The sequence below is a fragment of the Staphylococcus ureilyticus genome (assembly GCF_002902235.1).
Taxonomy (GTDB): Bacteria; Bacillota; Bacilli; order Staphylococcales; family Staphylococcaceae; genus Staphylococcus; species Staphylococcus ureilyticus.
In genome coordinates, this window is the sequence record NZ_PPRL01000029.1 from 1 (window position 1) to 13,145 (window position 13,145).

General features: G+C 32.1%; 12 protein-coding genes. 1 reads left to right on the forward strand and 11 read right to left on the reverse strand.

The features are described 5' to 3' along the window. Nucleotides 1-321: 321 nt before the first annotated feature. From CD150_RS03350 to gmk, 5 genes are all read right to left on the reverse strand, one after another. Entirely contained in the window at nt 322-789 is a 468-nt protein-coding gene (locus CD150_RS03350; protein ID WP_046208679.1) for a GNAT family N-acetyltransferase, read from the reverse strand. Between the two features lie 169 nt (nt 790-958). After that, complete coding sequence (gene priA / locus CD150_RS03355; RefSeq protein WP_073342349.1) at nt 959-3,367, reverse strand: primosomal protein N'; 2,409 nt, start codon at nt 3,365-3,367, stop codon at nt 959-961. Nucleotide 3,368: 1 nt separating this feature from the next. Then, the gene (gene coaBC / locus CD150_RS03360; RefSeq protein WP_064209058.1) at nt 3,369-4,571 is read right to left on the reverse strand and encodes a bifunctional phosphopantothenoylcysteine decarboxylase/phosphopantothenate--cysteine ligase CoaBC; all 1,203 of its coding nucleotides are present in this window, start codon (nt 4,569-4,571) and stop codon (nt 3,369-3,371) included. Nucleotides 4,572-4,976: 405 nt separating this feature from the next. After that, on the reverse strand, nt 4,977-5,177 hold the full coding sequence (rpoZ, locus tag CD150_RS03365; RefSeq protein ID WP_046208682.1) for a DNA-directed RNA polymerase subunit omega: 201 nt from the start codon (nt 5,175-5,177) through the stop codon (nt 4,977-4,979). Further along, complete coding sequence (gmk, locus tag CD150_RS03370; RefSeq protein ID WP_046208683.1) at nt 5,177-5,800, reverse strand: guanylate kinase; 624 nt, start codon at nt 5,798-5,800, stop codon at nt 5,177-5,179. The genes rpoZ and gmk overlap by 1 nt, the downstream gene beginning before the upstream one ends. A 159-nt stretch (nt 5,801-5,959) precedes the next feature. On the opposite strand from gmk, the gene CD150_RS03375 reads away from it, so the two are divergent. Further along, nucleotides 5,960-7,657, forward strand: coding sequence for an Rqc2 family fibronectin-binding protein (locus CD150_RS03375; protein ID WP_073342352.1), 1,698 nt, complete (start codon nt 5,960-5,962; stop codon nt 7,655-7,657). Nucleotides 7,658-7,775: 118 nt separating this feature from the next. On the opposite strand, the gene CD150_RS03380 is transcribed toward CD150_RS03375, so the two are convergent. The 6 genes from CD150_RS03380 to pyrF form a co-directional block, all read right to left on the reverse strand. After that, a complete protein-coding gene (locus CD150_RS03380) occupies nt 7,776-8,183 on the reverse strand; it encodes a VOC family protein (RefSeq protein WP_046208685.1) in 408 nt (135 codons plus the stop codon). 118 nt (nt 8,184-8,301) lie between these two features. Further along, nucleotides 8,302-9,156: a YitT family protein gene (locus CD150_RS03385; RefSeq protein WP_046208686.1), complete on the reverse strand. Its 855-nt coding sequence runs from the start codon at nt 9,154-9,156 to the stop codon at nt 8,302-8,304. Between the two features lie 599 nt (nt 9,157-9,755). Next, nucleotides 9,756-11,309 (reverse strand): MFS transporter, encoded by a 1,554-nt coding sequence (locus CD150_RS03390; RefSeq protein ID WP_073342357.1) that lies wholly within the window; start codon nt 11,307-11,309, stop codon nt 9,756-9,758. A gap of 217 nt (nt 11,310-11,526) precedes the next feature. Beyond that, on the reverse strand, nt 11,527-11,712 hold the full coding sequence (locus CD150_RS03395) for a hypothetical protein (protein WP_046208688.1): 186 nt from the start codon (nt 11,710-11,712) through the stop codon (nt 11,527-11,529). Between the two features lie 22 nt (nt 11,713-11,734). Then, entirely contained in the window at nt 11,735-12,346 is a 612-nt protein-coding gene (pyrE, locus tag CD150_RS03400) for an orotate phosphoribosyltransferase (protein ID WP_046208689.1), read from the reverse strand. Continuing rightward, a complete protein-coding gene (gene pyrF / locus CD150_RS03405) occupies nt 12,339-13,043 on the reverse strand; it encodes an orotidine-5'-phosphate decarboxylase (RefSeq protein ID WP_046208690.1) in 705 nt (234 codons plus the stop codon). The genes pyrE and pyrF overlap by 8 nt, the downstream gene beginning before the upstream one ends. Nucleotides 13,044-13,145: the final 102 nt, after the last annotated feature.

The window sequence follows — 13,145 nt, forward strand, 5'->3', positions numbered from 1 at the left end:
AATTAATATTATGTTATCATTGTAAATTATAATGCGAAAGCATTTCTATTAATCAGTTTATATTCTTTTTAATATTTTATAATATGAATTAATTAAAAAGTAGAAGTAAAAAGAAATAAATACTAGCTGAATGACATTCTTCTTACTCCTACTTTTTCATTTTATATTTAGATTTATTTTAACTATAGCAAGACATTACTTTATTATTTCTTCAATAAAATAAACCTTAAATTTATACCTTATATTAAAATTTAGTTTATTTAGAAACATCCAAAACGCTAAACTAAATAAACGATATAATAATAATTAGCTTTATATCTATTACTGTTTCGCTTCACTATTTGCTAACTCAATGGTCATGGATGATACATTTTTTATAAAACCAATTTTAGAATATAATGGCTCTGCTTGAGTAGAAGCTTTTAAATTAACGATATTCACCTGTTCTGTTTTACACTTTAATAAAAGCTCTTCTAGAATTTGTTTACTCAAACCTAATCCTCTATATAATTTAGTTGTATAAACATTAGTAATATAACCTTCTACACCATAATGATTATCATATGCAGGTGGTATCTGTTGGAAGACAACAGCTCCTGTTGCTACAACTTGATGATTATCTATCATAAATACTTGGTAGATGTTTCCTTTATCGAAAACATCTTTAAAATATGCTCTCATATTATCGTCAATATCTTCAGTACCATGCATGCCTTGATCAAGTAATTGTTCTTTTCTTAATTTTATAATTGTTTCAATATCATTTTTATTTGCAATTCTCATCTCCATATCTAGTACTCCTTTAAAAAAATGTGAGCAAATAAATTTACTATATCTATCATTCATATTCAACCATTAATATTTAATATTCAATAAAAAGAGAGCCTTAAAACCAATAAAATACTGATTTTAAGACTCCCCTTTTATACACTGCAATTAATCCATTTACAACAACAACCTACATCATCATTTGTGGATTGATGTCTATCTTCAGTGATAATTTGTCTTTTAAATACTGATCATGATAAAAATCATCTAAATACTTTAATGCTTCGTGCAATGAAGGTTCGCTTTTATATTTTATTAATATTTGGAAGCGATATTCATTATTAATCCGTGATAAAGCTGCTGGAGAAGGGCCTAGAACTAATGCCTTATCTGATAAATGCTGTAACAATATTTTGTGTATATGTTTAGAAGCTTCCATTACTTTTTTCATATTATTATGCGCAATCGTAAAATTAATTAAAAAGAAATATGGTGGATATTTACCTAACTTTCTATAATTCATTTCTTTTTCGAAAAAGGAATAATAGTCATTATCTTGAACATCTTTAATAGCATAATGATCAGGATTATATGTTTGTATAATCACCTGTCCCTCTTTTTCATGACGGCCTGCACGTCCTGAAACTTGCGTCAACAATTGATATGTACGCTCACTAGCTCTAAAGTCAGGCAAGTTTAACATCGTATCAGCATTTAATACGCCAACCAAAGTAATATTTGGAAAGTCCAAACCTTTCGCTATCATTTGTGTCCCTAGTAAAATATCCCCTTTACCTGAACCAAAGTCATCTAATAATTGTTCGTGTGCACCTTTTCGAGAAGTGGTATCAACATCCATACGAATAATCTTCGCTTCCTGAAAATTTTCTTGTAATAGTTCTTCAACTCTTTGTGTACCTGTGCCTACCTGTCTGATATGTTCACTTTCACAGTTGGGACACTTATTAGGTGGTACTTCTTGATGACCACAATAATGGCATTTCAATTGATCCGTAGACTTATGATATGTGAGAGAAATATCACAGTTAGGACATTGAGGGACATGGCCACAATCTCGACACAACATAAATGACGCATATCCACGTCTATTTAAAAATAAAACAACTTGTTCTTTTTTATCTAAACGCTCTTGAATCGCACTACGCAAATCTTCTGAAAACATAGAACGATTGCCAGAAGCAAGTTCAGCACGCATATCTACGATATTCACGTCTGGCAAAGCTTGCTGATTCACTCTATGAGGTAATGATAATAGTTCATAAACACCTTTAGTTGCACGTGCATATGTCTCTAAACTTGGTGTAGCACTGCCTAATACTAAAGGGCAATGATGATATTGACTGCGCCATTGTGCAATATCTCTAGCATGGTATCTAGGATAATCCTCTTGTTTATAGGAAGACTCATGTTCTTCATCAATAATGATCATACCTAAATCTTTGAAAGGGGCAAATACACTTGAGCGAGCTCCTACACTCACACTCGCTTTTCCATCTCTAATTTTTTGCCATTCATCATAACGTTCCCCTTTAGATAATCCTGAGTGTAAAACTGCTACTTCGTCTCCAAATCTTCGTTTAAATCTTAATACCATTTGAGGAGTGAGTGCAATTTCTGGCACTAACATCATCGCTTGTTTACCTTGATTGAGTACATTTTCTATAGTTTGCAAGTAAACTTCCGTCTTACCAGAACCCGTTACGCCATGTAATAAAAATATACGTTGTTCACCTTTATTAATCGTCTCGAGTATCGCATCATATGCATCTTGTTGTTCTTGCGTAAGTTGCTGCTTTTGATCTTGTTCAAATACCCGTGTTGCAAAAGGATCTCGCTCTACAGTTGTATCATATTTCTCAATAAAGCCTTTACGGACTAACGTCTCAATGCTAGATTTTGAAAAACCCATTTCTTCCAATTGTTTTAAAAAAACTACGTGATGATTTTCATCAATTAAATAAGCATATAATTCATATTGCTTTTTTGATTTTTCCAAAGATTCTAATACTGTATCATCATTAAAGCCTTCGACAATGCGCACTGCGCGTTGTTTCTTTTTCTTTAAACTTTGAGACAAAATCGTATCTTCAAGAATTGCACCTTGCTTTAAAAATGGTGCGATGAGCGTTAAGTCTTCATTTTTTTGTGCTTCTTTATATGCATAATGTCCTTCCGAATCAAATCGTTTCAACAATTTTTCTGGTATGGCTTCAGTATCTTTAACTACAAATACTTTAGTATACTTGGCTTTGATTGCGCTTGGAAGCATAACCTCTAACATAGAAATTCGTTTTGTAACAAAATACGTATGATACCAATCTGCAAGTTGTATTAATTCTTTCGTTAATTCAGGTTTAATATCTTGTATTTCTTTTATTGCTTTTAATTTTGATATGTCCATACTAGTGTCGGTTTGCTGAGTGATGTCCATAACATAACCTTGAATCGTTCTCGGTCCAAAAGGTACAATCACGCGCATACCAACTTCAACCATCGCTTGAAATTTTTGTGGAATTAAATAATCAAACGTAAAGTCAACACTTTTAGATGGTATATCTACGATTACTTTTGCTATCATTTTATTTCCACCTTGTTTCTAAACTGTCTAATATATGCTCCGCTAATATGACTTTTTTATGTTTCCCTAATGATATTGTTTCACCGTTTTTATAGTACATAGTATATGCATTATCATCAGAGCTAAACCCAATGGTACGATCGCCAACATTATTCGCTATGATGACATCTGCGTTTTTACTTTTTAGTTTTTTTTGAGCATATGATTCAATATTTTGTGTTTCTGCTGCAAAACCAACTAAAAATTGTTTATCTTTATGCTCACCCAAGTATTTTAAAATATCGGGTGTGCGTTTAAAAGTAACAGTCAAATCACCTTGTCGTTTTTTAAGTTTATGTTCTAATAATTCTGTTGGAGCATAATCTGATACCGCAGCAGATTTAAAGACAATATCCATCTTATCGAATCGCGTTTTAACCGCTTCAAACATCTGTTGTGCACTTTCTACTTGTATAACTTCTACATTCTTAGGTGGTGTAAGATGAGTTGGACCAGATATAAGTGTCACGGTCGCCCCTCTTTGAGCTAAAGATTCTGCGAGTGCATATCCCATTTTACCTGATGAGCGGTTGGATAAATAACGAACAGGGTCTAACTCTTCTATGGTTGGACCTGCTGTCACCAATGCTTGCATACCGTTAAATCTACTGTTTTTTGTCGCTGACGTGTTGTTTTTAAAATACTGATTTAATCTTTCTACAATTTGTAAAGGCTCTTCCATTCTTCCTTTTGCTACATAACCACAAGCTAGGAATCCTTCACCAGGTTCTAAGAAATAATAACCGTCTGAACTTAATGTTGCTAAGTTATGTTGCGTTCTTTTGTTCTCATACATATGTACATTCATTGCAGGAGCGATAAATTTGGGTGTTTCTGTAGCTAATAATGTTGATGTAACCATGTCATCAGCAATACCATTTGCTAGTTTAGCGATGGTATTTGCAGTTGCCGGTGCTACAACAATCGCATCTGCCCAATCTCCTAAAGCAACATGCTGAATTTCTTCTGGATTGTGTTCTCTAAAAGTACTCGTATAAACAGGATTTCTACCAATAGCCTGAAAAGCTAAAGGAGTTACAAACTCTTGTGCATGATCTGTTAACATCACTCTCACGTTATAATCAGCCTGTGTGAGTTTACTCGTTAAATCTATTGCTTTATACGCAGCGATACCACCAGTGACAGCAAGTAAAATATTTTTCATCGTAGTTTTCCTCCAAATCGTTAATATCTTTCTATTAATTGTTTAATTTTGTAGTTTATATTTTGAAATTTTAAATATACCTAAATATAAATAAATGTTTTAATTCTGTATCAAGGTCGTACAAATAACTACACAATGTATTTTATGTTACTCAGCCAATGAATTATTTTATGTTACTCAGCCAATGAATTATTTTATGCAATATCTTATTTTAGCTTCATTGCTTTAAATATAAATATGATTACTGCTTATTATACACAAATTATTGCCCAAATTAAAAAAGCACACCTTGGCTATGAAACCTCAAAGTCATCACATGCGTCTGACTTTTGAAGTGCACATCATTAACCTGGTGTACTTTTCAAAAATATAAAATTATATGATTTAATATTCGCTTAGAAAGTGTTATTTTGTAGTTTCAGGATAAACTTCGCCGCCAGCTATTTCTTCCAAAGCTTTTCCCACTGCTTTTTCTGAATTATATTTGTTTAATAGTGTACTATTTGGATGCTCGTCCAACTCACGTGCACGTTTAGCTGCAGTTGTAGCGATTAAATATTTTGATGTGATTTTAGATGTTAAATCATTTAATGGTGGATATAACATTATTTTTTTGCCTCCAATATCATTTTTCTATATTTTGCTTCAATTCTTTCCCTTTTCAAATGCTCAGCTTCAACAATGGATTGAATACGTTGCTTAGCTAATTCTACTTCATCGTTAACGACAACATAATCGTATAAATTCATCATTTCAACTTCTTTACGAGCTTCAAGTACTCTGCTTTGAATTTTTTCGTCTGACTCAGTACCACGCCCTACTAAGCGCTCACGTAAATGATCTAAACTTGGTGGAGCTAGAAAAATAAATAATGCATCAGGGAATTTCTTTCGAACCTGTTTGGCACCTTCAACTTCAATTTCTAAAAATACATCATGTCCTTGGTCCATAGTATCTTTTACGTATTGCACTGGTGTACCGTAATAATTCCCCACATATTCTGCATATTCTATAAATTGATCTTGTTTAATTAACGCTTCAAACTCTGCCTTTGTTTTGAAGAAATAATCTACACCATCGACTTCACCTTCACGCATATTACGTGTCGTCATCGAGATAGAATATTTATAAGATGTGGTTGGGTCATCAAATATTTTTTTTCTAACTGTACCTTTTCCTACACCAGATGGTCCAGAAAGTACAATCAACAAACCTTTCTCATTATCCATGCCTTACTACCTCTCTAAGCTATTCTTCTATTATTAAACTATGATACCATAATGAGCGTTTGGTTGTATAGCATACGTTCAAACAAACTTTGCTCATGACCAAATCTTTTCACCATGTTACAATATGATGAATGACTAAAAATAAGGTGGCTGATAGTAATGGCATACGATGGTTTATTTACACGAAAAATGGTAGAATCTTTACAATTTCTCGTTGATGGTAGGATTCATAAAATCAATCAACCTGAAAACGATACAATCATCATGGTAATACGTCAAAATCGTAAAAACCATCAACTTCTACTCTCGATCCATCCTAGTTTTGCTAGAATGCATTTAACGAATAAAAAATATGATAATCCATTTGAACCACCAATGTTTGCAAGAGTATTCCGTAAACATTTAGAGGGTGGTTTCATTAAAGCTATAAGACAAATCGGAAACGATAGACGTGTAGAAATAGATATTCACAGTAAAGATGAAATCGGTGATACCACATACCGCACAGTTATTTTAGAAATAATGGGTAAACACAGTAATTTAATGTTAGTAGATGATCAACGCAAGATTATTGAAGGTTTTAAACATTTAACTCCAAATACAAATCAATATCGTACAGTTATGCCTGGGTTTCAATATGAAGCGCCCCCTACCCAAAATAAAACTAATCCATATAGTATTACGGGTACAGAAGTTTTAAAATTCATCGATTTCAATAGTGGAAAAATCGCTAGGCAACTGCTAAATCAATTTGAAGGCTTTAGTCCTTTAATTACGAATGAAATTGTCAATCGTAAACAATTTATGACGACCGACACGTTACCAGAGGCATTTAATTCAGTTATGAATGAGACAATGGAATTACCTACTCCTGTATTTCATAAGAATCATGAAACAGGAAAAGAAGATTTCTATTTTATGCACTTAAATCAATTTTACGATGATATGGTTGAATATGATTCTCTACATGATTTATTAGATAGATATTACGATGCTAGAGGAGAAAGAGAACGCGTTAAACAACGTGCAAATGATTTAGTCAAATTTGTACAGCAACAACTGCATAAATATCAAAATAAACTCAGTAAATTAATCGACGAACAAGAAGGCACTAAGGATAAAGAAATACAGCAATTATACGGTGAATTAATCACTGCAAATATTTATAGAATTAAACAAGGTGATAAGTATCTGACGACTACCAATTATTATGATGGTCAGGAAGTAACCATTCCCTTAGATACAACAAAATCACCAGCTACAAACGCTCAAATGTATTATAAAAAATATAATAAATTGAAAACACGTGCACATGAATTAACACGACAAATCGATTTAACAAAAGAAAACATCACATATTTTGAAAATATAGAACAACAACTCGCACATATATCTGTGGATGACATTGATGATATTAGAGAAGAGCTTGCTGAACAAGGTTATATGAAACAGCGGAAGCAAAAAAATAAGAAAAAGAAACCGACCATTCAATTGCAAACGTATGTTTCAACTGATGGAGATACCATACTTGTAGGAAAAAATAATAAACAAAATGATTATTTAACGAATAAAAAAGCCAGCAAACAGCATCTTTGGTTTCATACGAAAGAGATCCCAGGGTCTCATGTGGTTATCTTAAATGATGCGCCAAGTGAAAATACTATTAAAGAAGCGGCTATGCTAGCCGGTTATTTTTCAAAAGCTGGTAATTCTGGTCAAATACCAGTTGATTACACTGAAATTAGACACGTTCACAAACCTTCTGGCGCAAAACCAGGATTTGTAACATATGATCACCAAAAAACACTCTATGCTACACCTGATTACGATCACATTCAAAAAATGAAGGTGACATGATAGCACTAAATACTTTAAAGCGTTAGTAACATGCTTCAATCTAAAAAACAAGGCTAAGATTATGAGTAAGCAGCACATGTAACACGTGCATGATACTTTATCTTAGCCTTTTTAATATTTATTTTTTATCTGGTAATGCAAGCTGAAAATTAACACCAAATCTATCTACAATCCATGTAAATTCTCTGAATGGTGGCATTTCCGTTTTAGGCATTAAAATTGCCCCACCACTTTTCAATTTACTGAATAATCTTTCCATTTCTAACGGACTATCTACAGTGACATATAAGGACATTGCTGGATTCATGTCTACATCGACACCATTCATATTATCAATCGCCATAAAAACTTGATCTTTTAAGCGAAAGATAGCATGTTGTACGGCACCAGTGGGTTCTTTATCATCTTCTTCATATTTGACCATCGCTAATATTTCTGCATCTTCAAATGCATCTACATATAAATTGATTGCTTCTTCTGCTTGTCCATTGAACATTAGAAATGTCGTTATTTTGGGAATTGCCATTTAACTGCCTCCTTAAAACATCTTAGTTCTAGAATAAAACAAATGCTTAAAAAAATCGAACGAATAAAATTTACAATTAGCAACACGTCATATGAAGTGCTCCTTTGCCAATCTATCATTAAGATAAATTTATAAATCCATTACCTAATACATCTCTCACATCATGAATGACTAAAAAGGCATTTTCATCTACCTCATTTACAAGTTTTTTAACTCTAGTTACTTGTGATTGTGGAACTACAACATACAACATGCTTGTTTCATGTTTACCATAACCGCCTTTACCCTTTAAGAGTGTTGAACCTCTACCTGTAAAGCTATTGATTTCATCACTTATAATCTCATTTCTACTTGATATCACAGTCACTGCTTTTTTAGGATGGAATCCTTCTATAATGAATGCAGTAGCACGTTCAGTTATAAATATCATAATTACAGTAAATAAGACGTTTTCTAAAGGTAAGACAAATAAAAAAGACAAGACAACTAATCCATCTAAAACAAAAATACCTTGCGATGTTTTGATGTCAAAATATTTATTTAGCATCTTAGCAATGACTGATGTCCCACCTATCACACCACCAGAAGCAATTACTAATCCAATACCTACACCTACTAAAACGCCACCAAACGAAGCATTTATTACAAAATTATCAATACCTGTCTTAAAATTTTCAGTTAAATCTAAAAAGATTGAAATCGCTGTATTAGCAATAAACGTATATACTGCTGTTCTGGTACTTAAAAAACGCCAGCCTACAATAATGACCAATGTGTTAATAATTAACGAGGATATCGCTGGTGAAAAACCAAAGGCATATTTTAATGCTAATGACATACCTACAGTACCCCCATCACCTAAATTAGACTCTAATATAAATGAATTTACTGCAATCGCACTTACAAATGCGCCAATTAAGCATACAATAATATTTTTAGTATGGTTTTTTAAAAGTTGCTTCATACGTTTCATATCATATCCCCTTACATTTGATAATATAAAATTAAATAAGGTAAGCTAAAAAAGTGTATTCAAATCATGCCTCATTTTAATTTTACAAATTTGTTTTTTATAATCACAAATCTATTTAAAACCAAAATAAATGAAAACATAACATTTGTTACAGTTACATAGTATAATTGCAAATGTAACACAACCCATTTCAATATACCACTTCATGTAGTTTGCAACATTAATTTGTAAAGTGTGTAATATTGAAAGCTTTGACGGCTTAAAACCATAAAATCACTTTACTTTTAAATATTTATAGTTAAAATAAATACAAATATAATTGGAGGTATTTCATGTTTTATTACATTATTCCATTACTGATTGCTGCTTTAGTGATACTCATTGGCTTTATCATCATTAAAATTATGATTCGTTAATCCATTTTATATCATAACTTTATCACGATACTTTTTAATCATTTTAGTATTATATTAAACAAAACACGCAGTAAAGTAGACATTAAAACCTTGTCTACCATACTGCGTTGCTGTTTTTTTACGTTACTTCCTACAATTATTCTTTTTAATCTTTCTTTACGATTTCACCAGTTTATCAAATTTTTATTTAAATTCTTTACTAAAGAGCGTTACAAGTAGCAAAATAATAAAAGCTGCAATAACTGCAGTTAAAAATATAGGCATATACGCAAGGTGTGTAGCATCCTCAATGCCATTTGTAATTGCATGTCTTAATGTATCATTAGAAATTTGATTTACTTGTTCTAATATTTTAGTAAGATTGCCTGAATTATGTTCCATCGTTTTCATTAACGAAACGGGTATATCTTTGAAACCAAAATGGGCTGAATTTATACTTTCTTTAATTTTACTACCCATTTGGCTATATCCGAATTGAATGAATGTCGTAAACATAGTCGGTGCAATTGTTATGCCGACTTGTCTAGAAACGGATAATGTTCCAATTACAGTACTATTATTTTTATCTGAATGTGCTGATCTAGTTGCTAATACAGTCATTGGTGCACCAATAGTAAAACCAAAACCTAAACCTGCGATAATTGAAAATATTAAAAATGGCGTAATTGAATAAGTTAAAAAGGCTAAGCCTCCATACCCAATGATGCTAATGATACTCGCAATCACTAATGCAAATATTGGCCCTTTTTTATCAACAATCTTCCCACCCATTGACGCGCCAACACCTGAAGCTAAAGCTAAGGGTGTCATCCAATAGCCACTGTTCTCAGCTTTAACATGCAATACGTTTTCGACAAAGGAAGGAATGAAAATAATGGAACCAATTAACATCCCTGATAAAACGCCCATAATCAATACTACTGAAAAAGCTGGTTTTTTTAATAAATAGAAAGGTAAGAATGCATCTATATCAGTTGCTTCGCTTTTATATTCTACTAAAATCAAAATACCATATCCAATGATTGCCAATATAAATAAACCAATTACTGAAAAGCTAAGTATACTATTAGCAATATTTTTCGTTTGTATATTATTAATCGCAAACATCATTAGCAACGTTGAAAATGAAAATATAATGATGGCGTACTTATCAATTTTAGTTTTAACTTTTTCTTGTGTTTCTGGCATTTTAAGAATCATAAAAATAACAATCATTACTGCCACTGGCACATTGATCAGGAATAGCCAATGCCATGTTCCACTTACGTTAATTAATAAACTTCCTATATTTGGTCCTAATACGGAAGCAATACCATTCATTGCACCTAACCCACCAAGCATGCTACCTTGTTTTTCCTTGGTGTAAGTAGCTATAATATGTGAACTAGCGATTACAAATAAACCGCCTCCACCAAATGATTGAATTAATCGTGCAATAATAAATATTGTATAATTTGGACTTAAAGCAACTAACAATGATCCTAAACCAAATAAAATGACTTCAATAACAAATATTTTTTTACGACCATACATATCAGCAAGTTTACCCGCTATAGGTGTAGTTACAGCCATACCTAATGTGTAAATCGTTATGCCCCATGACCCCATTTGTGCTGAAATTTCAAAAGATTGATTTATTGTGGTTAACGCTGCACTAATAATGCCGTTGTCTAAAGCTGCCATAAACACACCAATGAGTAAAAATAGTGCAACAATATCAAATTTTTTTTGATTCAAGTTCATTCATTCCTTTCTATCTTGGAATTTCATATGATACTCATTATTTAAAACCTATTTTGTGAACTAAATATGAACAAAATATATTTATATATTAAAAAATGCCTAAAAGACCTTTTATCAATATATAAAAGTCTTTTAAGCATTTTTTAACCAATTTAATTAAATAAATTTTTAATGTTGTCTCAAATTCACATAATATATTTACATATATCGTTTATTTAATATGTCCTTTTTGCTTTAGATTTAATTTTGATTTTTTATAAATATTTGATTCTGTAGCGTTAAACAACCATTTATTTTCATCTTCTGAAGTTGTTTGTGCTCTATAGTCTTCTGATTTTTTGAGGAATTTATTTAAATGAGCAAAATGATTATAAGCTACATTTGAGTCTTTTGTCATAACATCCCCTCCATCTAACATTTTATGACAAGTTATCTCTCCAATCAACTAATGTAGTAATATCATTTTCAGAAATTTCTCCATTTTCTCTAGCAACCTCAATTAGTTCATTATAATTGCTTAATGTATAGAAGGGTATATCAGCTCGTGCAAATTGGTCATCTGCTTTTTTCAAACCATAAGTAAAGATTGCTACTACTCCTAATACATTTGCACCTGCAGCTTTTAGTGCATCTACTGCAGTTATTGAAGAGCCACCTGTAGATATTAAATCTTCTATAACTACTACATTTTTACCTTCACTTGATGCACCTTCAATTTGATTCTGTTTACCATGACTTTTGCTTTTTGATCTAACATAATTCATCGGTAAGTTCATCACTTCTGAGACATATGCTGCATGTGGAATCCCGGCTGTTGCAGTACCTGATATAACTTCAATATCTTTAAAATGTGTTTCAATCAATGCTTGCAGGCCATCTCTAATATGAGTACGTACATCAGGAAAACCTAGTGTGATGCGATTATCACAGTATATTGGCGATTTAATACCTGAACTCCAAGTAAACGGATCATTGGGAGATAATGATACAGCTTTTATATCTAACAATGCTTGTGCAATTGATTTAGTCATGTGATTTCAACCAACTTTCTTTAATTTTTTGATAACTCGTTACCGGATTTTCACTTTGTGTAATCGGTCGTCCTACAACAATGTGTGTAGCGCCTAAAACACTTGCTTTTTCTGGTGTCGTAATACGTTGTTGATCATCTGAAGAAGTGTTTTCTGGTCTGATGCCTGGTGTCACTTTCAAGAAAGATTCACCTAATTCCTGTTTTACTAAATTTGCTTCAAGTGGTGAACATACAACGCCATCTAATCCTGATAATTGAGCTAGACGAGCATAATTCAACACTGCTTCATCCATTGTACTTTGGATATTTTGTTCATCACGCAACATTGTTTCTGTAGTCGACGTTAATTGTGTAACCGCAATAATTTTAATATTACTGTTATATTTTCTAATACCTTCTACAGCACGTTTCATCATTTCTGAACCACCAGCTGCGTGTACATTTACTAAATCGACATCTAATTTGCTTAAGCCTTCCATTGCTTTACCAACAGTGTTAGGAATATCGTGCAATTTTAAATCTAAGAATATGCTATGACCACGTTTCTTAATATCAGTGATTAATGAAGGCCCAGTTTGATAAAAAAGTTCCATTCCGACTTTGACAAATAAAGGTTCATCAAATTGATTTAAAAATTGTGTAACCGCTTCTGCTGATTCAAAATCTAAAGCAATGATAGGTAGATTATTTTGCATATATATCGCCTCTCATCTATAGCTATTTTATTATATTTGCCAAGCGTGTATGGACATATGACAGCAATAATATTTTGGAATTTTTTTCATACTGACAAGGAC

What these genes read in the sequence shown, in the direction of transcription:
- coaBC (WP_064209058.1), bottom strand. Translation starts at nt 4,571, where the DNA reads ATGAAAAATATTTTACTTGCTGTCACTGGTGGTATCGCTGCGTATAAA.
- pyrE (WP_046208689.1), bottom strand. Translation starts at nt 12,346, where the DNA reads ATGACTAAATCAATTGCACAAGCATTGTTAGATATAAAAGCTGTATCA.
- CD150_RS03395 (WP_046208688.1), bottom strand. Translation starts at nt 11,712, where the DNA reads ATGACAAAAGACTCAAATGTAGCTTATAATCATTTTGCTCATTTAAAT.
- CD150_RS03385 (WP_046208686.1), bottom strand. Translation starts at nt 9,156, where the DNA reads ATGAAACGTATGAAGCAACTTTTAAAAAACCATACTAAAAATATTATT.
- CD150_RS03375 (WP_073342352.1), top strand. Translation starts at nt 5,960, where the DNA reads ATGGCATACGATGGTTTATTTACACGAAAAATGGTAGAATCTTTACAA.
- gmk (WP_046208683.1), bottom strand. Translation starts at nt 5,800, where the DNA reads ATGGATAATGAGAAAGGTTTGTTGATTGTACTTTCTGGACCATCTGGT.
- CD150_RS03380 (WP_046208685.1), bottom strand. Translation starts at nt 8,183, where the DNA reads ATGGCAATTCCCAAAATAACGACATTTCTAATGTTCAATGGACAAGCA.
- priA (WP_073342349.1), bottom strand. Translation starts at nt 3,367, where the DNA reads ATGATAGCAAAAGTAATCGTAGATATACCATCTAAAAGTGTTGACTTT.
- rpoZ (WP_046208682.1), bottom strand. Translation starts at nt 5,177, where the DNA reads ATGTTATATCCACCATTAAATGATTTAACATCTAAAATCACATCAAAA.
- pyrF (WP_046208690.1), bottom strand. Translation starts at nt 13,043, where the DNA reads ATGCAAAATAATCTACCTATCATTGCTTTAGATTTTGAATCAGCAGAA.
- CD150_RS03350 (WP_046208679.1), bottom strand. Translation starts at nt 789, where the DNA reads ATGGAGATGAGAATTGCAAATAAAAATGATATTGAAACAATTATAAAA.